The organism is Aequorivita sublithincola DSM 14238 (genome assembly GCF_000265385.1).
Taxonomy (GTDB): Bacteria; Bacteroidota; Bacteroidia; order Flavobacteriales; family Flavobacteriaceae; genus Aequorivita; species Aequorivita sublithincola.
Window position 1 is genome coordinate 1990583 of the sequence record NC_018013.1, and the last position, 21549, is coordinate 2012131.

The 21549-nt window shown below is 36.3% G+C and carries 19 protein-coding genes and 1 pseudogene; 18 read left to right on the forward strand and 2 right to left on the reverse strand.

Annotated features, from left to right (window positions below; translation table 11 throughout):
* Positions 1-10: 10 nt before the first annotated feature.
* Positions 11-1147 carry an acyloxyacyl hydrolase gene (locus AEQSU_RS09130; protein WP_014782576.1) on the forward strand — a complete coding sequence of 379 codons (1137 nt, stop codon included), beginning with the start codon at positions 11-13 and terminating at the stop codon, positions 1145-1147.
* Positions 1140-1949 (forward strand): head GIN domain-containing protein, encoded by an 810-nt coding sequence (locus AEQSU_RS09135; protein ID WP_014782577.1) that lies wholly within the window; start codon positions 1140-1142, stop codon positions 1947-1949. The genes AEQSU_RS09130 and AEQSU_RS09135 overlap by 8 nt, the downstream gene beginning before the upstream one ends.
* Here AEQSU_RS09135 and gldA read toward each other — a convergent pair.
* Positions 1936-2835 (reverse strand): gliding motility-associated ABC transporter ATP-binding subunit GldA, encoded by a 900-nt coding sequence (gldA, locus tag AEQSU_RS09140; protein ID WP_014782578.1) that lies wholly within the window; start codon positions 2833-2835, stop codon positions 1936-1938. The two genes, AEQSU_RS09135 and gldA, sit on opposite strands and share 14 nt — an antisense overlap.
* A gap of 302 nt (positions 2836-3137) precedes the next feature.
* On the opposite strand from gldA, the gene AEQSU_RS09145 reads away from it, so the two are divergent.
* The 12 genes and pseudogenes from AEQSU_RS09145 (at position 3138) to rlmN (ending at position 16633) form a co-directional block, all read left to right on the forward strand.
* Positions 3138-4010, forward strand: coding sequence for a prephenate dehydratase (locus tag AEQSU_RS09145; protein WP_014782579.1), 873 nt, complete (start codon positions 3138-3140; stop codon positions 4008-4010).
* Positions 4000-5082 (forward strand): bifunctional 3-deoxy-7-phosphoheptulonate synthase/chorismate mutase type II, encoded by a 1083-nt coding sequence (locus tag AEQSU_RS09150; RefSeq protein WP_014782580.1) that lies wholly within the window; start codon positions 4000-4002, stop codon positions 5080-5082. Before AEQSU_RS09145 ends, AEQSU_RS09150 begins: the two co-directional genes overlap by 11 nt.
* A 21-nt stretch (positions 5083-5103) precedes the next feature.
* Positions 5104-6051 (forward strand): ribosome small subunit-dependent GTPase A, encoded by a 948-nt coding sequence (gene rsgA, locus AEQSU_RS09155; RefSeq protein WP_042491856.1) that lies wholly within the window; start codon positions 5104-5106, stop codon positions 6049-6051.
* 46 nt (positions 6052-6097) lie between these two features.
* Positions 6098-6550: pseudogene (dtd, locus tag AEQSU_RS09160) on the forward strand (D-aminoacyl-tRNA deacylase).
* 63 nt (positions 6551-6613) lie between these two features.
* Entirely contained in the window at positions 6614-8515 is a 1902-nt protein-coding gene (locus AEQSU_RS09165; protein WP_014782582.1) for a DUF3857 domain-containing protein, read from the forward strand.
* Positions 8516-8528: 13 nt separating this feature from the next.
* Positions 8529-10547 carry a transglutaminase domain-containing protein gene (locus tag AEQSU_RS09170; RefSeq protein ID WP_014782583.1) on the forward strand — a complete coding sequence of 673 codons (2019 nt, stop codon included), beginning with the start codon at positions 8529-8531 and terminating at the stop codon, positions 10545-10547.
* Complete coding sequence (locus AEQSU_RS09175; RefSeq protein WP_014782584.1) at positions 10547-10873, forward strand: nucleotide pyrophosphohydrolase; 327 nt, start codon at positions 10547-10549, stop codon at positions 10871-10873. Before AEQSU_RS09170 ends, AEQSU_RS09175 begins: the two co-directional genes overlap by 1 nt.
* Positions 10874-11116, forward strand: coding sequence for a hypothetical protein (locus AEQSU_RS09180; RefSeq protein WP_014782585.1), 243 nt, complete (start codon positions 10874-10876; stop codon positions 11114-11116).
* Positions 11113-12366, forward strand: a complete 1254-nt coding sequence (locus AEQSU_RS09185) for a 3-phosphoshikimate 1-carboxyvinyltransferase (RefSeq protein ID WP_014782586.1) — start codon at positions 11113-11115, stop codon at positions 12364-12366. Before AEQSU_RS09180 ends, AEQSU_RS09185 begins: the two co-directional genes overlap by 4 nt.
* Positions 12367-12572: 206 nt before the next feature.
* Entirely contained in the window at positions 12573-13622 is a 1050-nt protein-coding gene (gene queA / locus AEQSU_RS09190; RefSeq protein ID WP_042492422.1) for a tRNA preQ1(34) S-adenosylmethionine ribosyltransferase-isomerase QueA, read from the forward strand.
* 231 nt (positions 13623-13853) lie between these two features.
* On the forward strand, positions 13854-15512 hold the full coding sequence (locus AEQSU_RS09195) for a T9SS type A sorting domain-containing protein (protein ID WP_014782588.1): 1659 nt from the start codon (positions 13854-13856) through the stop codon (positions 15510-15512).
* Between the two features lie 80 nt (positions 15513-15592).
* Complete coding sequence (gene rlmN / locus AEQSU_RS09200) at positions 15593-16633, forward strand: dual-specificity RNA methyltransferase RlmN (protein WP_014782589.1); 1041 nt, start codon at positions 15593-15595, stop codon at positions 16631-16633.
* Positions 16634-16680: 47 nt separating this feature from the next.
* Here the strand turns inward: rlmN and AEQSU_RS09205 are convergent, their stop codons facing one another.
* Complete coding sequence (locus AEQSU_RS09205; RefSeq protein WP_014782590.1) at positions 16681-17487, reverse strand: T9SS-dependent choice-of-anchor J family protein; 807 nt, start codon at positions 17485-17487, stop codon at positions 16681-16683.
* Positions 17488-17807: 320 nt separating this feature from the next.
* Here AEQSU_RS09205 and AEQSU_RS09210 point away from each other — a divergent pair, with 320 nt between their 5' ends.
* The 4 genes from AEQSU_RS09210 (at position 17808) to AEQSU_RS09225 (ending at position 21485) form a co-directional block, all read left to right on the forward strand.
* Positions 17808-18785 carry a polyprenyl synthetase family protein gene (locus AEQSU_RS09210; RefSeq protein WP_014782591.1) on the forward strand — a complete coding sequence of 326 codons (978 nt, stop codon included), beginning with the start codon at positions 17808-17810 and terminating at the stop codon, positions 18783-18785.
* Between the two features lie 165 nt (positions 18786-18950).
* The gene (locus tag AEQSU_RS09215; protein ID WP_014782592.1) at positions 18951-19517 is read left to right on the forward strand and encodes an RNA polymerase sigma factor; all 567 of its coding nucleotides are present in this window, start codon (positions 18951-18953) and stop codon (positions 19515-19517) included.
* A complete protein-coding gene (locus AEQSU_RS09220) occupies positions 19504-20295 on the forward strand; it encodes a hypothetical protein (RefSeq protein ID WP_014782593.1) in 792 nt (263 codons plus the stop codon). Before AEQSU_RS09215 ends, AEQSU_RS09220 begins: the two co-directional genes overlap by 14 nt.
* Positions 20296-20402: 107 nt before the next feature.
* Positions 20403-21485, forward strand: coding sequence for a hypothetical protein (locus tag AEQSU_RS09225; RefSeq protein ID WP_014782594.1), 1083 nt, complete (start codon positions 20403-20405; stop codon positions 21483-21485).
* The last annotated feature ends 64 nt before the right edge of the window (positions 21486-21549 follow it).

Sequence of the window (21549 nt, forward strand, 5' to 3'; positions counted from 1 at the left end):
TGAAAAAAATATGAAGCACCTTCTTTCCGTATTCACAGTTATACTTTTAAGTTTTCCACTTTTTTCGCAGGAAAAAGAATTGAAACCCATTTCTATAGAAGCAGATTTTTTCTACGGAAGTATTCTTGAGCACAATCCAGACATTGAACATTTAATAACCGGGCATCCCGTTGGATTTTTTCTTTCTTTCAACAGAAAAACTTATGGTTATAATGAATGGGAACGTCGCTACCACTATCCAGATTGGGGTTTTACGGCGGCTTATCAGGATATGCACAATGAATATTTAGGAAATGTGGCGAGTGTTTATGGACACTTTAACTGGTATTTTTTGAACAGACATTTAATGTTGCGCGTGGGTCAGGGGATTGCATATTCCGCAACTCCTTATGATTCTGAAACCAATATCAGCAACAATGCGTACGGAACAAATTTTTTAAGTTCCACTTTTCTAAAAGGTAATTTTGTATGTGAAAATATTTGGAAAGGTCTTGGTTTTCACGCTGGTTTTACGATAATTCATTACAGCAACGCAAACTTTAAAGCACCCAACAATAGTACAAATTCCTTTTTGCTGAATGCCGGAGTTAGTTACTTATTGGATTATGAAGAATTTCCAGAATTCATCCACAAAGAAGATTCGTTGAGTAAAACGCACACCGAAAGATTCAAATACAACCTTGCATTTAGAACAGGGATTAACGAAAGTGATGTAGTTGGCTTAGGGCAACAACCGTTTTATGAATTGTCCTTTTTTGTGGACAAACGTTTAAATTATAAAAGCACGCTCACTGGAGGAGTAGATGTTTTCTTTTCAACTTTTTTGAAAGATTTAATAACCTACCGTTCCATTGCGTATCCAGAAGATGGACTTTCTGGCGATGAAGATTATAAACGCGTTGGCGTTTTTGTGGGTCACGAATGGCGATTTAATAAGGTTGCTTTTGTTTCGCAAGTTGGTTATTACGTTTATTGGCCTTACGCTTTTGAAAATCGCGTTTACAACCGTTTAGGTTTAAAACGTTATTTCTTTGATGATAAAATGTTTGCAACCGTAACCGTACACGCGCATTGGGCAAAAGCGGAAGCAGTAGAATTCGGTATAGGATATAGGTTGGGAGGCAAAAAGAAGAAAAAAGATGAATAAGAATAATCTCGAAATTTTCAAAAAATCATTCAGTTTTGTTCGAACAATCTTGATTCTTGGTTCTTGCAGCATAGCGGTCTTGTTTCTTCTTCAAAGTTGTGATTCGGACAAAGGTTGGGATTGCACACAAAAAGCTGGAACTATTGTTGAAACCGAATTTACAGTGCAACCATTCACGAAAATCCTTGTTTGGGAACGCACAAAACTCTTTGTAAAACAAGGTGACGTACAAAAAGTAGTTGTTGAAACTGGCGAAAACTTAATGACCGATATTGAAGTTACCGTTACCGATGGAAGGCTAGAAATCCATAATTACAATGGCTGCAATTTGGTTCGTGATTATGGTATAACAAAAGTTTACGTGACCTCTCCAAACATTACTGAGATTCGCAGTAGTACAGGTTTGTTGGTTGAAAGTATCGGAACACTTAAGTATCCGTTATTAACACTTTTATCCGAAGACCAAGAATTTGAGGACCAATATCATATAGATGGCGATTTTAAATTAGATTTGGAAGTTGGTCATTTAAATGTTGTGGCAAGTGGCCTGTCAAAATTCTATTTAAGCGGAAGTTCAGTTAGTGCCGATTTCGGATTATATTCTGGAGATTGTAGAATCTACGCTCAAGATTTAATTGTGCAAAATTTACATATTTACCAAAGAAGTACCGGCGACATGGTCGTTAATCCACAACAATACATAAAAGGAAAAATAGTTAGTTTAGGCAATGTAATTTCCAAAAACAAACCCCCAGTCGTTGAGGTTGAAGAACTTTATCGAGGTAGACTTATTTTTGAATAGTTAGTTCGCTAAACAACTTCTCCAACGTAGTATTTTTTTGATGTAGTTGAAGAATTTTTAAACCATTATCGTGCGCAAAATCGAAAACTTTTCCACGCATATCTTCCTCGGTTTCAAAATATAACTGATAAACAAAACCTATAGAATTTTCAATCTTTTCAATCTTTGGAAGGGTTTGCAGTGCCACTTCTTCCACACGATAGTCAAATTCTACTTCAATAATTTGCTGTTTGTTGTTTTTTAAATCTGAAAGCTTTTTGTCTAAAACTATTTCACCTTTATTGATGATAATCACGCGGTCGCAAATGGCTTCAACTTCCTGCATAATGTGAGTGGAAAGCAAAACTGTCTTTTCCTTGCCAACGTTTTTTATAAGCTGTCTAATTTCAATCAATTGATTGGGGTCCAAACCAGTTGTAGGTTCATCGAGAATCAAAACGTCGGGGTTGTGCAAAAGTGCGTTTGCAAGCCCAACACGCTGTCTATATCCTTTGGAAAGTTGACCCATTTTTTTGTTTGCTTCGGGCGTTAAACCTGTCTTTTCAATTATAGATTCGACTTCAGCTTTTGAAATATTATAAATTCCAGCATTAAAAAGCAGATATTCCCGAACGTACATATCTAAATATAATGGGTTGTGTTCGGGTAAATAACCCACGCTTTTCTTTACAGAAATATCCTCTTTATTCACTTCAAAACCGTTAACGATTGCAATCCCTTCCGAAGCTGGAAGAAAAGTGGTCAAAATCTTCATCATCGTAGATTTTCCGGCACCGTTAGGCCCAAGAAAACCAACGATTTCACCCTTTTCAATAGTGAAGGAAACATTGTGAAGCGCTTTTTGTTCGCCGTAGGTTTTTGTGATATTTTCAACTTGAATAGACATAGTGATATAAGTTGCGCAAAGTTAAACAATGAACGTCTTTAAATTTTTTAGATTGTAGAAAATTTTAATGAGTTTGAATAAAAAGTGAAAAAAGTCTTTTCTGTTTTTAAGAAATGTTTACATTAGCAATCTATTAAAACACTATGAACGCATATTTTTCTTTCAACAACTTTTGGTTTTTCTATTTTAGAAATAGAACCGGGATTGTTGTATAGCTAAACGAACTATAAAACATTTAAAGTCCCGGAAAATTTTTCCGGGACTTTTTTTTTAATCTGAAATCTAACTTAAACAATAATTATATGAGCATCAAAATCGCCATTCAAGGAATAGAAAGCTACTTTCATCACCTTGCCGTTCAGAAACTTTTCCCCAACAACAATGTAACCCTAATGCCTTGCGATAGCTTTGATAAGGTAACGGCAAACATCACAAATTTAAGTGCAGATTTTGGTGTTATAGCCATTGAAAACTCCATTGCTGGGTCTATTTTGCCAAATTACACTTTGATTGATAGAGAGAATCTTCAAATTTTGGATGAGGTTTTTCTAAATATTGATATGTATTTAATGGCTTTGGAAGGAGAAACCCTTCATACTATAGACGAAATACATTCGCATCCCGTGGCACTTCAGCAATGTAAAGATTATTTGATGCGCGTTCAGCCACATTGCAAAATTGTGGAAGGAAAAGATACAGCTTCCGAAGCAAAAAGAATAAAAGAAGGAAACCTAAAAGGAGTAGCTGCAATTGCTGGAAAACAAGTAGCTGAAAAATACGGTTTAAAAATTCTTGACAGCCACGTACAAAGTTTGAAAGAAGACAAAACACGTTTCGTGGTTTTAGGAAGAAACACCGAAGCCTCGCCAATTGAAGCCAATAAAGCTTCATTAAAATTTATTTTGGGGCACGAAGTTGGTAATCTTTCCAATGTTTTACAATTGCTCAACACGTTCAATATTAATTTGACTAAAATTCAATCGCTGCCAATCCCTGAAAAGCCTTGGGAATATGCCTTTTTCGTAGATGTTCTTTTTGAAGACAAAGAACTTTTTTCTGAAGTAATCACAATGCTTGGAAAAACCGTAAAAGAATTGAAAGTTTTAGGCGTTTACAGACAAAATTTTGAAAACACACCTAGTCATCTAATTGAAAATTTAGTCCATGGAAAATAATAAAAACCTCCGCAACTGGCTTAACAAAATGGATCTTGCCCATCCAATAGTAATCGCCGGACCTTGCAGCGCAGAAACTGAAGAACAGGTTTTGAAAATTGCACATCAATTGAAAGAAACTGACGCGACAGTATTACGTGCCGGAATCTGGAAACCTAGAACCCGCCCTGGAAATTTTGAAGGCGTAGGTGCTTTGGGATTAAAATGGCTTCAAAAGGCGAAAGAGGAAACCGGATTAATGACCGCGACCGAAGTTGCAAATGCTAATCACGTAGATTTGGCTTTGAAACACGATGTAGATATTTTGTGGGTTGGAGCGCGTACAACGGTTTCCCCTTTTATAGTTCAGGAAATTGCGGATGCCTTAAAAGGAACTGACAAAATTGTTTTAATAAAGAACCCAGTAAACCCAGATTTAGCGTTGTGGTTAGGAGCTGTGGAACGTTTTTATGCTTGCGATGTAAAAAATCTGGGCGTTATTCACCGTGGATTTTCAACGTATGAAAAAACGCGTTACCGCAACAATCCTGAATGGCAAATCCCGATTGATCTTCAGAACAAATTTCCAGATTTACCTTTAATTTTAGATCCTTCGCATATTGCCGGACGCAGAGATATTATTTTTGAACTTTGCCAAACCGCGCTAGACTTGAATTACGACGGGTTAATGGTAGAAACTCATTTCGATCCAGACAAAGCTTGGAGTGATGCAGAACAGCAAATTACGCCAGCAACCTTGAAGCAAATGACTATTGATTTAAGGATAAGGAAGCAAGAAGGAGATGCGGTAGAATTCAAAAATAAACTGAATACATTACGAACAAAAATCGATGTGCTTGATCATCAACTATTAGAATCTTTAGGAAAACGGATGAAAATTTCTGAAGACATTGGGGTCCTAAAAAAGAACAATAACGTAGCCATTCTTCAAACAAAGCGTTGGAATGAGATTTTAGGAAAAATGATTTTGGAAGGCGAAGAAAACCAATTGAGTGAGGAATTTATTCTGAAAATTTTTAAGGCCATTCACCAAGAATCTATCAATCATCAAAAAATGGTTATTAATGAGTAAAAAGTTTTGCAACTTTGCGGCATGAAAGGCCTAGTCTATAAATCCACAGGAAGCTGGTATTCTGTAAAGGCAGAAAATGGAACTTTTTACGATTGTCGTATTAAAGGTAAATTCCGTATGAGTGGAATAAAAAGTACAAATCCAGTAGCAGTAGGCGATCACGTAGATTTTGATATTGAAAAGAAAGGCGATGAGACTGTAGGAGTTATTAAACATATTGACGAACGAGACAATTACATCATCCGAAAATCAGTAAACCTTTCAAAGCAAACCCACATTATCGCTGCAAATATTGACGTTGCTTTTTTATTGATAACGCTGAATAATCCGCCAACATTCACAACATTTATAGACCGTTTTTTGGTTACTGCGGAAGCATATCACATAAAAGCAGTACTTCTTTTCAATAAAATTGATACTTACAACGAAGACGAATTGCTGGAAATAAAATTTCTAGCCGCACTTTATAGAAAGATTGGGTACGACTGTATTGGTATTTCAGCAATCACAGGGAAAAATATTGATAAAGTGAAAGCGTTGATGCAGGATAAAGTGACTATGTTTTCTGGTCACAGCGGCGTTGGGAAATCTACCTTAATTAACACAATCGAACCCGGCTTGAGCTTAAAAACCTCAAAAATTTCCAATCAGCATCTTCAAGGCCAGCACACCACAACTTTTGCTGAGATGTTTGATCTTTCTTTTGGCGGACAAATAATAGACACACCTGGAATTAAAGGTTTCGGTGTGGTGGAAATTGATAAAGAAGAGTTAGGTGCTTATTTTCCAGAGTTTTTCAAACTGAAAGAAAACTGTAAATTCAATAATTGTTTGCATTTGGAAGAACCACATTGCGCTATTAAAAATGCCTTGGAAGAAGAAGAAATTTCTTGGACTCGCTACAAAAGTTATTTGCAAATTTTGGAAGGAGAAGATGAACATTTTAGAAAAGACATTTATGAGAAATAAGTATTCAGTAGCCAGTAGTAGTTTGCAGTAATCCAATATTCCTATTATGCGCGTTTTAATTCAAAGAGTAAAAAAAGCTTCCGTAACCATTGAAGATAAGATTTTTTCTGAAATTGATCAAGGGTTGCTCATTTTATTAGGAATTGAAGAAGAAGATAACCACGAAGACATCAACTGGTTAACAGGAAAAATTGCGCGTTTACGAATTTTTTCAGATGAAAACGATTCTATGAATCTTTCGGTTCAGGATGTTGATTGAGATTGCTTGGTGGTTAGTCAATTCACACTACATGCAAATACAAAAAAGGGAAACCGTCCATCTTTCATAAACGCAGCTAAACCCGAAATTGCGATTCCACTTTATGAAAAATTCATACTTCAACTTGAAATTGAAACGAATAAAAAAGTAAAAACTGGAAGCTTTGGCGCAATGATGGATGTGGCTTTAATCAACGATGGACCGGTCACAATTTGGATAGATTCAAAAAGAAGAGAATAATTTCTTTAACTTTTTTTTAACCTTTCAGAAATTTTATATATTGACAAGCATTAAACGGATTTCATGACACGGATTATTTGTTTCGCACTTCTACTTTGCTCTGCACATTTATTTTCTCAAAAGGACTACTCCTTAGCCGCTGTAAACTTGGAGCTGAAGGATTATTCAAACAGTATTCTTATTGACGAATTGGTTGAAGTTGACGTGACTGATATCAATAAATTAAAGACCAAAACCCGCCGCGTTTTGGCGGTTCTCAACAAAATGGGCGATGGTGACGCCAACCTATATGAGTATTATGACACCAATTCTCGCGTAAAAAATGTTGAAGTCTGGATTTACAACGCTCTGGGCAAAGAAATGGAACATTTCAAAAAGAAAGATTTTGTAGATGTGAGTCGTACGGGAAATAATATGTATGTAGATTCCAGAGCGCTATACTTAAATTATACACCTACAACCTATCCTTATATCGTTGTTTTTGAAAGTGAAACCGAAACCGGCGATTCTGCTTTCATCAGTCCTTGGTACCCACTTGGCGGTTATGCGGAAAGCACTCAAAAGAGTATTTTCAAAATAAAATTTGATCCTGCAAACAAACCAAAGTATAAGTCTAAAAACTTGGATGGTTACGACATTAGTATTTCTGAAACGCCCGAAGAAATTACCTTTTCGGCAAATAACCTAAAAGCAATCCGCTACGAAGAACACAGTCCGTCAAGAGATAATATTCTTCCAAATATAACGGTAGCGCTCAATTTATTTAAACTGAAGGGAACTTCAGGATCTGGCACGGACTGGCATGAATTTGGAAGTTGGATGAATAAAAGTTTGCTTACAGACGTAAATGAACTTCCCGAAGGCACTATAGCAAGAGTGAAAAGTCTCGTTGCCCACGAAACTACAAACGAAGGAAAAGCGCGAAAAATTTACCAATTTGTGCAAGATAAAGTGCGCTACATCAGCATTCAAATAGGGATTGGTGGCTGGAAACCAATGCTCGCAACAGATGTGGATAAACTGAGTTATGGCGATTGCAAAGCCTTGACAAACTACACAAAATCTTTGTTGGACATTGTGGGCGTGCCGTCCTACTATACAGTTTTATATGGCGGTTCTTCGGAAAGGGATATAATTTCAGACTTCACTTCTCTACAAGGAAACCACGTTATTCTTGGAATCCCTGATGGTGATGAAATAACTTGGCTAGAATGTACAAGTCAAGATACACCTTATGGCTACATTGGTGATTTTACTGATGATCGTGATGTTTTAATAATGACTCCTGAAGGTGGAAAGATTGCCCATACCAAAATTTATAAAACTGAAGAAAGCACCCAAAAAAACACTATAAAAGCAATGGTGGATGCTCAGGGCAATGTGACGGCAGCTTTTGAAAGCATTTCCGAAGGACTTCAATACGACGATAAATATCTACTTCCGAAGAAAAAACAGGATGATGTGGATGAATTCTACAAAAACCGTTGGAGCTATATCAATGGTTTTTCATTGAGTAATTTTGAATTCAACAATGATCGTGAAAATATAATTTTTACTGAAAAAGTAGGTGTAATCATCCCAAAATACGCAAATCCAGTTGGTAAAGATTTTTTGTTCTGCGCCAATATTTTCAACCAAAGCCGTCACATTCCACCGCGAATTGAAAGTAGAAAACAAAACCTTTATTTGGATTATGGTTATGTAGATTTTGACACTGTTGAAGTTGAAATTCCAGAAAATTTTTCCGTAGAAACCTTGCCAGAACCAACCGTTTTGGAAACCAAATTTGGAAAATATGAAATAGCCTTCAGCAAAATTTCTGAAAACAAATTGACATACACCAGAAAACTAAGAATGGACAAAGGCGAATATCCGCCAGAAGAATATGAAAACTTTCGCGACTTTTTAAGGTCTATCGCACGGCTTGATAAAACAAAAATACTTTTAAAACAAAATTTACAATAAATTACTTAACTCAATGAAAACAGCTATACTCACTGCAATTACGGTTTTATGCTTTCTAAATATTTCCGTTGCGCAAAATTATAAATTCGGAAAAGTTTCTAAAGAAGAAATCCTTCAAAAGGAACACCCAACAGACCCAACGGCAGAAGCTGCGATACTTTACCGAGAAATTAAAACTGAATTTCAATATACAGAAGACTCGGGTTGGTATATGGTAACGGATTATTTTGAACGTGTAAAAATTTACACCAAAGAAGGTTTTGATCGCGCAAATGCTACTATTGATTTATATAAAGGAGATAAAGCGGACAAACTAATCGGTCTGAAAGGGTACACCTATTATCTGAATGCAGACGGAAAAGTGGAAGAAGTGAAACTTAAAAGCGATGGTATTTTTGAGGAAGAGTCTTCAAAATATTTAACGCAAACAAAAATCACAATGCCAGACGTTCGCGAAGGTTGTGTTATTGAATATAAGTACACAATCAATTCGCCTTTCATCTTTAATATTGATGAATTTAGATTTCAAGAAACCATTCCGGTAGATAAAGTGAGTGTGCTTTTTAAAACTCCAGAATATTTCATTTATAAAACACATCAAAGAGGGTGGGTTCCATACAAGGTTGAGACTTATTCAAGAGAAAGATTAATGAGTTTTAGGCAAACAGAACAGATGGATACCAGAACTTTTGGAAAAGAAGTTCCAAAGGTAGAAACTAGGGAAATAAAATTTAAAGAAGATTCATATACCGTAGAACTGGAAAACGTTCCGGCCTTAAAAGAGGAAGCTTTTGTAGGTAATTTGAATAACTACACAACCGCTCTACAATTTGAGATGAGCTATATAGACATTCCTGGAGTACCATTGAAAACCTACGCCACCGATTGGGAAGACGTTTCAAAAAGTATTTACCGAGTAACTGAATTTGGTGCTGAGCTGGAACGAAACAACTATTTTGAGAAAGACATAGACAATATTTTAAGCGGCCTAACCACGCCAGAGGAAAAGATTGGCGCTATCTTCTATTTTGTTTTGAATAAGATGAATTGGAACGGCTATCGCGGTTTTTATACCAATGAAGGCGTTAAAACAGCCTATAAAAAAGGCTCTGGAAATGTAGCAGATATAAACTTGATGTTAGTGGCAATGCTTCGTCACGCAAAGCTGGACGCCAATCCAGTTTTGGTTAGTACAAAATCACACGGAATTCCGTTGTTTCCTACTCGCAACGGTTTCAATTACGTAATTGCAGGCGTAAATTTACCACAAGGAACTTTATTGCTGGATGCAACCAATAAAGATGCCGATATTGGCGTTTTGAAATCTAGCATTCTAAATTGGCAAGGTCGCGTTATTAAGAAAGACGGCACTTCAGGTTGGGTTTCTTTGAGCTCCATCGTGCCCGCCGTAAAAAGTGCGATGGTAAATGCTGAAATAAAACCAGACATGTCAGTTTCTGGAAAGTCCAAAAATAGATTCACGGGCAACTATGCTTTCAAATACCGCTCTGAATTTAAAAGTATGAACGAAGATGCCCAACGTAAAGAACTTGAAAAAAACAGCAACCAAGCAGAACTTTCAAATTGTAAATTTGAAAATATGAATACTCTTGGTGAGCCAGTTTCTTTAGAATATGATTTTGAAGCGCTGGATGTAGTTGAAGATGTAGCAGGAAAATTATACTTTTCGCCAATGGTTTTTATGGCTACAAAAGAAACTCCCTTCAAGTCTGAAACTCGTCAATATCCTATAGATTACGGATATCCAATAAAGGACCGCTACATAATTAACATTGTGTTGCCTGAAGGTTATATCGTGGAATCATTACCAGAAAACGCGGCTTTCAATCTAGGCGAAAACACTGGCAGTTACCGTTACCTTATTTCGCAAGTTGGCAACAAACTGCAGCTTTCCGTGGAATTCGCGATGAACAAATCTTTTATAGCTGCTGAAGAATACCCGAATCTTAAAAAATTCTACGAGCTTTTAATTGCGAAAGAAAACGAAAAAGTTGTACTTTCAAAGGCATAATGGAAATCAAAAACGCACAAAAAGCAGTTGATGCTTGGATACAGGAACACGGAGTTCGCTACTTTAATGAACTGACCAATATGGCCCAACTTACGGAGGAAGTAGGCGAAGTAGCCAGAATAATAGCTCGTCGCTACGGCGAACAAAGCGAAAAAGAAAGCGACAAAAATAAAGATTTGGGCGAAGAGCTTGCAGATGTTATTTTTGTAATACTCTGCCTGGCCAACCAAACAGGGATTGATCTTGAAGAAGCTTTCAATAAAAAATTAGACCTTAAAACCAAACGCGACCACGACAGACATCATGGAAACGAAAAACTGAAATAAATGTTCAAAAAAGTAATAAACACGAAAGGTTTTTGGAAATCGGTAATTTCTCTCGCAGTAACATTTGCCGTACTTTTTGCATTAGTTAAATGGGCGATTGAAGGTTTTGATCTAGAATATTTCACAGAAAGAAATCCGTGGATGTTTATGCTTACTTTACTTCTTGCAGGCTTCGTTTATGGCTTTTTTGTAACCTTCGGAAAGTTTCGTGCGAAGCTTAAGGAGAAAGAATCAAGGAGATGAAAGCCATTCTTAAACGCGAAAATTTTCCAAGTAAAAACATAGAAATCAACATCAGCGGTTCCAAAAGTGAATCGAATAGAATGTTGATTCTACAGGCGCAATTTCCAAGTATTTCAATAGAAAACCTTTCCGAAAGCGACGACACCAAAGTTTTACAAGAAGGTTTAAAAACTACAAAAGGAATTGTGGATGTGCATCACGCAGGAACCGCAATGCGTTTTCTCACTGCCTATTTCGCTGCAAAAGATGGAGCAGAAATAATCCTAACCGGAAGTCAGCGAATGCAGGAACGCCCAATTGGAATTTTGGTAGATGCTTTAAAAAGTCTTGGAGCGGAAATTGAATACCTTAAAAACGAAGACTTTCCGCCGTTAAAAATCATAGGAAAATCACTTCAGAAAAGTGAAGTGAAAATTGAGGCTAACGTTAGTAGCCAATACATTTCTGCGTTAATGCTGGTAGCACCAATGCTTCCGAAAGGTTTAAAAATTTCGTTGGAAGGAAAAACTACTTCAATTCCATATATTGAAATGACGCTTTCACTTCTAAAAAGTATCGGAATTAAAGGAAGTTTCAGTAATAATGAAATCTCTATTGCTTCAGTAGAAAAAATTGAGAAAACTTCTTTGGTTATAGAATCAGACTGGAGTTCGGCCTCTTATTTTTATAGTTTGGTGGCATTGTCTGGTGAAAAGAAAAATTTTGAAATAGCACTCAGTAGTTTTTCAAAAGATAGCTTACAAGGTGACGCAGCACTTGTTCAGATTTATGACTCTTTGGGTGTGCGAACTGTTTTTGATGCTTCAAATAGAACAATTTCTCTTTCAAAAAAGAACACGGAATTGCCAGATTCTTTAATTCTAGACTTATCAAACACTCCAGATTTGGCACAAACAATCGCCGTAACTTGTTTTGGGTTGGGCATTAGTTGCAAACTCACTGGTCTTCACACTTTAAAAATTAAAGAAACCGATAGACTTCTGGCTTTAAAGAATGAATTGGAGAAATTAGGAGCTACAATTCAAGTTGATGAAAGTTCGTTAAACCTTGAGAAATCTTCAAAAATCAATTCAAACATAACCATTGAAACTTACCAAGATCATAGAATGGCAATGGCATTTGCGCCACTTTCTTTAAAAACGAATCTTACAATTAACAATGCAGAGGTTGTTTCAAAATCATACCCGAACTTTTGGAACGATATTCAGAAAACGGGAGTTGGTTTAGAGTTAATGAATTTTGATGTTTAAGAGTATATGTGTTTAAAAGTTTACAGTTTAGGGTTAAAAGTCTAATTTTTTCCAAAATCAGTACCCAGCAAGCATCCGTCATCGAGCACCTGCCTTGCATCGTTAAACATTTCTAAATAATAAACCGCTATTTACTTGACATCGCCTGTTTCACGGTCGTATATTTGCACCCTTTTAAAATACTAAAGACACGACGAATTATGGGAATGAAACTTTCAAATTTCAGCTTTAACCTTCCAGAGGAATTATTGGCCGAATATCCAGCTCCAAACCGCGATGAATCTCGCTTGATGGTGCTAAACAGAAAAGATAAAACTATTGAACATAAAACATTCAAGGACATTATTGATTATTTTGAAGAAGATGATGTTTTAATAACCAACAATACCAAGGTTTTTCCAGCACGTTTGTTTGGAAATAAGGAAAAAACCGGTGCCAGAATAGAAGTTTTTCTTTTGAGAGAATTGAACCCTGAAACCCGTCTTTGGGACGTTTTGGTAGATCCAGCACGAAAAATTAGAATTGGTAACAAGTTGTATTTCGGCGATGACGAAACTCTTGTGGCAGAAGTTATAGACAATACAACTTCCAGAGGAAGAACACTTCGTTTTCTTTTTGATGGTTCTTATGAAGAATTCCGCAATAAATTGACAGAACTTGGTGAAACGCCACTTCCAAAATATATAAAAAGGGAAGTAGAGCCAGAAGATGCAGAGCGTTACCAAACTATTTTCGCTAAAAATGAAGGAGCTGTGGCTGCGCCAACCGCGGGTTTACACTTTTCAAAACACCTTTTAAAGCGTCTTGAAATTAAAGGAGTAAATATTGCTGAAGTTACACTTCACGTTGGTTTGGGAACTTTTAGCTCTGTTGAAGTGGAAGATCTTTCAAAACACAAAATGGATTCTGAAGAAATGGCTATCCTTCAAGATGCCGTAGATATTATAAATACAGGGATTAAAAGAAAAAAACGTGTTTGCGCAGTTGGAACTACTGCAATGCGCGCTGTGGAAAGTTCAGTTTCCTCAAACCATACCTTAAATGCATATGCTGGTTGGACGAATAAATTTATTTTCCCTCCCTATGATTTCAGTATTGCAAATGCGATGATTACGAACTTCCACACTCCAAAATCTACATTGTTGATGATGGTTTCAGCCTTTGCAGGTCATGATTTTATAAAGGAAGCTTATGCCGAAGCTATTAAAGAAAAATATAATTTTTACACGTATGGCGACGCCATGTTGATTATCTAAGTAAATGGACTTAAAAACTAAAAATCCTGATGCAAATCAGGATTTTTTTTTTGGTTTAAATTCGAATGACTTAGGGCGATAAGACAAAATATTCTTTGTTTTTAACTCTTTTAGCCCTAAAGCTTATCTCTTTTTTTTCTTACGTCAAATTTTTTATAAGCATTTGATTTTCAAATGTCAAAATAAAAAATTACCTTAGTCAACCTTATAAAAAACTAACTGTTGGCAAGAATGAAAAAAACTACGCTTTTCTTCATTTTATTTTTTACCATTTTTACCGCCTTTCCGCAAGGTGGTGGAGGTGATTTGCCTGAAAGTTGGGATCTCAATTTAGAAATAGTGCCCAGTATTGTTCGTCTGCCAGCAATAGACTTTCAGAATGTAACCCAACAAGACAGTATTAATGATTTAGACAAAACAATGCCTTGGCGTTATGGAATAGAAATTCCATTAAGTCTTGATATGCAAAATGGCGGACTTTGGACAGTTTTGCCTGACGGCGGAAAAATCTGGCAAACAACCATACAATCTTCTGGAGCTTTAAATTTAAGTATCAATTTTGATGATGTCTTTTTGCCAATGGGTTCGCGACTTCAACTATATAATAATGACCATACCGATATAATTTCAACTTTCACTAGCTCTGAAAACCGAGACGAGAAGCAACTAGGTACTTGGTTTGTGGAAGGTGATATTATTTGGATAGAATATTACCAACCACCAAGAGTGCAAGATTCACCAAGACTTGAAATTAACAGCGTTATTCACGGTTATAGAATGGGGAAGATAAATATACTTTATGATGACAACCGAGGTTTAAATGATTCTGGGGCCTGTAATTACGATGTTAATTGCCCAATAGGTAACGATTTTGATTCAAAGAAAGATTTGGTCAAAAAGGCTGTTGCTCTACTCAATTTGGGGAATGGACATTTGTGTTCCGCAGCGCTGACCAACAATGCGATTAACGATAAAACTCCTTATTTGCTAACTGCAAATCATTGTTTGGATAATAGTAATCCTGCACTTTGGTCGGTAAGGTTCAATTGGGTTAGCCCAACGCCAGTTTGCGCTACGGGTGGCGATAGTGGCAATTTGCAGACAAACTTTACAGTTAGTGGTGCAAAGCTAAGGGCAAATAGTAGTGTGAGTGATTTCGCGCTAGTTGAACTTTTAAACCCAATTCCCAACTCTTGGGATGTGGCTTTCGCAGGTTGGGATAATACAGATACCGATCCGCAGTATGAAGTGGGAATACACCACCCAAATGGCGATATAATGAAAATATGCCGCGATGATTCTGGCGCACAAAAGGTTGATGCTAACGGAACTCAAGTGTGGCTAATTGGCGGTGGAACTCACGGACCTGGCGAAGGTTGGGAAATTGGTACCACCGAAAGCGGTTCTTCAGGATCGCCTCTTTTTGATCAAAACGGAAGGCTTATTGGCCAATTATATGCCGGACAATCTGCTTGCACTGGTATAGAAAACAATGGCGATTACGATATTTACGGAAGGTTTGGCGTTTCTTGGGATGGTGAAAACACCCCAGAAACAAGTTTAAAAGAATGGTTGGATCCAACAGGCACGGGACATACTACTGTTGAAACAATTCAAAACTTATTGAATACACAGGAATTTGAATTTATAGGCGATCTTAAAATTTATCCTAATCCTGCAAGTACAATGATAACTGTTATGAACAACCGTTATCCACATTTATCGTATGTGTTTTCCAACGTAATGGGTCAACGGATTCGTTCGGGATCTTTGTCCAACACAATGAATACGATTGCTGTGGACAATCTTTCGGATGGGGTTTACCTGCTTTATCTTATGGATGAAGACAGCAAGGATTCTATTACGAAAAAGATAATTATTAAAAGATAAACCATAATTCTATATTATGTGTTAAGCCTCTATTCTGAAAAGAAAGGGGCTTTTTGCTTTAAATAGAGTAATTTTGCAAAATGGTTTCAGAAAAAAAGGACATACGCGCGCTTTCAAAAGAAGAACTTAGAAGTTTTTTTGTTAGCATTGGCGACAAAGCTTTCCGCGGAACGCAAGTTTATGAATGGTTATGGAGCAAAGGCAGTCATAGTTTTGATGAAATGACCAACCTTTCAAAAGAAACCCGTGAGCATCTAAATGAAAACTTCGTAATCAACCATATTAAGGTAGATCAAATTCAAAAAAGTAATGACGGTACTATTAAAAATGCTGTAAAACTGTTTGACGGTTTAATTGTTGAATCGGTTTTAATTCCTACTAAAAAGAGGACCACGGCTTGCGTTTCCTCACAAGTTGGTTGTAGTCTGGATTGTTCTTTCTGTGCAACTGCTCGCTTAAAAAGAATGCGAAACTTAAATCCAGATGAAATTTATGACCAAGTAGTAACCATAGATAAAGAAAGCCGTTTGTATCACGATAAACCCCTTTCAAACATTGTATTTATGGGAATGGGCGAACCATTAATGAACTACAAAAACGTGCTGGAATCCATCGAGAAAATAACGTCTGATGAAGGTTTGGGAATGTCTCCAAAACGTATTGTAGTTTCAACTTCTGGTGTTCCAAAGATGATAAAAAAGTTGGCTGATGATGAAGTAAAATTCAATCTTGCCGTTTCATTACATTCCGCCATTCAAGAAACGCGTGAGCAGATTATGCCATTCGCCAAAAATTTTACATTACCAGATTTACGTGAGTCGTTGGAGTATTGGTATGAAAAAACCAATCGAAAAATAACCTATGAATATATTGTTTGGAAAGACATAAATGATAAGTGGGAAGACATTGAAGCGCTCGTTACTTTCTGTAAATATGTGCCTTGCAAAGTAAATATTATTGAATACAATCCAATAGACGAGGGCCATTTTCAGCAAGCATCTTCAGAAATAATTGATGATTACATTGAAGCCTTAGAACACTACAGAATTCCAGTAACCGTGCGCCGAAGCAGAGGTAAAGACATTGATGCCGCCTGCGGACAGTTGGCAAATAAACAATAAAAAGAGCGGCCAAAAGCCGCTCTTTTCAATTCAATATAAAACGTAAATTAGTTCTTTACAATTTTAAAAGATTTGCTTGCTCCATTAATAGAAACTGTAGCAATGTAAACTCCAGATTGCAATCCAGAAAGATTTACAGTTTCGTTATCGCTAGATAGTTTTTGTGAAACTACTTGCTGACCTAACATATTGTAGATAGCAACTTTTTCAATTGAAGTGTTAGCAGAAAGACTTAATTGGTTGTTTGCAACAGAGTATTTGAAGCCTTTAAATTCGTTTGTTCCAACAGCTAAAACACCAGTAACCATTACATCATCAATAGAAAGGAAATCTTTATCTGTAACATCATGGTGTCTGAAAGCTAAATAAACAGTCTCTCCAGCCAAGCTTGAAAGATCTAATGAACGCTCATATTGAGTTCCTTCATCATTTGGATCATCATAAACTTCAGTAAAAGTAACAGTTGCAGATTCTAAATCAGCAAGATCGCTGCTTGTCGCAACGTATACACTATAATTTTCATTGTCCCATTCAGCCGCTGCAGCCTGAACTTTCCAAGTTAATTGAACGTCTCCATTAGCAGTTGTCAAATCAATTGCTGGAGAAACAATCCAGTTATCTGGAGTTAGTGGAAAAGATTGCCAAGATCTAGAAATTAAAGAAACTGGTGTAACTGGATTTCCATCTGTGTCAGTAACTTCAAATATGTCAGCCCAAGAGTTTCCATCACCATCTTCATCATAAAGGGTCCAATCTGAAACATCTTCATCATTGAAATCGTCTGAAAAGAAGGTTGTCTGTGCAGTCATAGCAAAGCCAGCAAATAATGCGGCCATTAATGTAATTTTTTTCATTGTAAATATTTATTAGGGGGTTAAAATAATTTTTTCAAAAATATAGGTTGCCTCAACGTTTACAGCCCTTTTGAAAGGTTTTAACATCTTTTAAAGCATTCTGATATTATTGCTCAAATAATGAATTTTCTCTATTTATATTAACAGTCTTTCTATGCAATTCAATTATTCTAAGCTCGTTTTTTAGCTTTGTTATATTCGGCGTAATTATTGGTTTTAATAAAATTTTGTTAAATCAATTTTCTTAACCTAAAGAACAATCTATTCTACGGCTTATGTGGAGTAAAACCGTCATCCATTTTAACTATCTTTGATCCTTTATGAAGATAGTTTCACGCATCAAACTTCCCATTGAAACCGAAATGGAGCTTTTTGAAAAAAAGTTCACTGCTTCCATGTCTTCAAAAGTGTCCCTCCTAAACCGAATCACCCATTATGTAGTAAACCGAAAAGGAAAGCAGATGCGGCCTATGTTCGTTTTTCTAATTGCGAAAATGACCGGAAATGGAGAGGTGAACGAACGTACTTATCGCGGAGCTTCCGTAATCGAACTTATACATACCGCAACTTTAGTGCACGACGATGTGGTGGACGATAGCAACCGTCGTCGTGGTTTCTTCTCCATAAATGCACTTTGGAAAAATAAGATCGCCGTTCTTGTTGGCGATTATTTACTTTCAAAAGGATTGCTACTTTCCATTGACAACGACGATTTTGATTTGCTAAAAATAATTTCCGTCGCCGTTCGCGAAATGAGCGAGGGTGAATTACTTCAAATTGAAAAAGCCCGAAAACTAGATATAACTGAAGAAGTTTATTTCGAAATAATCCGTCAAAAAACCGCAACTTTAATAGCTGCTTGTTGCGCAATGGGCGCCCGCTCCATAATGGCACCAGATGAAGAAGTAGAAAAAATGCGCAAGTTTGGTGAACTTATAGGTACAGCTTTTCAAATTAAAGATGATCTTTTCGATTACGGTAACGAACATATCGGTAAACCCACAGGTATAGATATTAAGGAGCAAAAAATGACGCTACCTTTAATATATGCCTTAAATAATGCTACTTCCGAAGAAAAAAAATGGCTTATCAATTCGGTTAAGAACCACAATAGGGACAAAAAACGCGTCAAGGAAGTCATTACTTTCGTAAAAGAAAACGGCGGTCTAGATTATGCCGTTGCAAAAATGAAGGAATTTCAACAAGAAGCCCTTCAACTTCTAGGAACCTATCCAGCTTCGCCCTACAAAGAATCGCTGGAGTTGATGGTTAATTATGTTATTGATAGAAAAAAGTAAATTCGTTAATTCGGGATTCGTTGATTTGGAGGTCGTTGCTTTAAAATTTTGACCTACAACTAAAAACCTGAAACAAGAAACAAGAAACTTTTTTCAAACCTCAGACAACTATTTTTAATAAACCTGCGTCTATTAAAATAGAAGCTTTTAACAGCGAAGCTTATTTTGAAAATTATACTCTTACATAAAAACTATTCTAAGTTGATTGCGAAAGCGTCCAAAGACGACCGTCGTGCGCAGCATCAATTATTCGAAATGTTTTCACCAAAAATGCTTGGTGTTTGTAGGCAGTATTTAAAGAATAATGATTTAGCTGAAGAAGTAATGCTTTCCGGTTTCCTAAAAATGTTTACGCATTTAAAAGACTTCAAAAATGAAGGCAGTTTTGAAGGTTGGATTCGCAGAATTATGGTGAATGAAAGTATTTCACAACTTCGGAAAGACAAAAAACTAAATTTTGTTTCAGAAAAAGAAATTGAAAATACAACGCAACATTCCACCTACATTGAAACCGAACTTGAAACAGCTGAAATTCAAAAAATGATAGACAGTCTGCCCGACGGTTACAAAACGGTTTTTGTGCTTTATGCGGTGGAAGGTTACAAACACAGCGAAATTGCAGAACTCTTGCAAATAAGTGAAAGCACTTCAAAAACACAACTTTTTAAAGCACGAAAAATGCTTCAAAATATGGTTAAACAACAAAACAATTTAAGTTATGGCACCTTATAAATTAGAAGATAACATTCGCGAAAAGCTGGAAGCGAGGGAGCTAAAACCTTCATCAGACGCTTGGGAAAAACTAGAAGCAAAATTGGACGCAGCAAAGCCAAAAAAGAAACCTGTGTTGTGGTATTATATGGCCGCAAGCTTTGTAGGCTTTTTAATTCTGGCCTCCATTTTCTTCAATAGAAATACTTCTGAAGTGAGCAATCAAATAGTAAATGAAACTGTTGAACAGCAAAATTCTGAAAAGCAACTTGAAGTAATTCCGAATAATTCTAAAGACGAAGAAATTGTTTCCCAAGAGAGCATTTCAGAAAAAGTTGAAACTATAAAACCTAAAGAAAAGGATAAGCTAAAGACAAATTCAAATACACTAAAACCACTTCCGCAGAAAAAATCTGAAGTAGATAAAAAGATTCAAAAATCTGAAATGGTTGCTAATGTTTCAGAAAATGAAAAGGAAAATGAAATTGAGAAAGAGAAATTAATTCTTTCAGAAGAAGAAAAACACTTCAATACAAAAGTGGAAGAAGTTGTGGCTTCCGTAAAAAAAATTCAGGAAAACAACACAGAAGTCACCACTGCCGAAGTAGAAGCCTTATTAAACAACGCTCGCCTCGACATGCAAACCCAACGAATCCTGAGCAGCACAAAAGTAGATGCCACAGCACTGCTTCAAGACGTAGAATGGGAGCTGGAAAAAAGTTTTAGAGACAAAGTCTTCGACGCTTTGGGCGAAGGTTTTATTAAAATCAGAACTGCTGTTATTGAAAGGAACGATTAGAAATATTCAATGTTCAGAATTCAAAGTTCCGAGTTCAGAGTTTAGAGTTTAAAACAATTTATTATTAGTACAAACATTCATCATCAATAATCAAAAATCGAACAATTATGAAATCATTAATTACACTATCCGCAGCCTTCACTATTTGGCTTTTAGTTACCAATTACAGCTATTCACAGGAACGCTATGATTGGACAAAAGCAGAAATTGAACAACTCAATTCATCAAAACAAAAATTAATTCAGGAGGAAAAAGATGCTTTAAAAGTAGAAGTTGAAAGCATAAACACTCGCCTCCAAAACAAAACAATCACGGAAACCGAAGCCGAAACACTAAAAAAAGCAGCAGCAGAAAAACACGCCAAAAACATCGAGAATAGAATTGCTATTGTGGATAATCAATTGGCTTTAATAAATAGGAATGGAATAGATTCTACCAAAATTAGGGGAACAAGCATTAGTCTCGGTATAGGCAATGAAGATGCCGATAATAATCGAATCTTTGGAATCCAGGTGAACCGTGGTTCCGAAAAGGAAGATATAAAGTATGACCGCAGAACTACCACGGGTTTTGTCTTTGCCTTCGGTCTAAATAATGCAATTACAGAGGGAGAATCTTTGCAGGACTCAGATTTCAAAGTTGCAGGCAGTCGCTTCGCAGAATTAGGTTGGACGTGGAAAACTAGAGTTTTTAAAAACACAAATTGGTTACGAGTTAAGTATGGTGTTTCTTTTCAGTTTAATGGATTGAAGCCCACTGACAATCGTTTTTATACAGATACAGGCGAACAAACCGAGCTTCAAACCTATCCACTAAAATTAGACAAATCAAAATTTAGAATGGACAATCTTGTTGTGCCAATTCAATTTGAAATCGGACCTTCACGAAAAACAGAGAAAGATGAGTCTATAAGATATTCCAACGACGATCATTTCAAATTAGGTCTAGGTGGATATGCAGGTATTAATCTCAGTACCCGTCAAAAACTGCGATTTAAAGAAAATGGCGAAACTCAAAATCAAAAAATAAAAGCAGACTACAATACCAACAATTTTATTTATGGACTAAGTGGTTATGTGGGTTGGGGAGCGACCTCACTCTATGTAAAATATGACCTAAATACCATTTTTAAAAACAACCCAGTGGATCAACAAAACATTTCATTGGGTCTAAGACTTGATTTGGAATAGCCAAAACGAATTCATGATTCGATTGTTTATTTAACCTGCACGGATTATTAAAATTAGTGCAGGT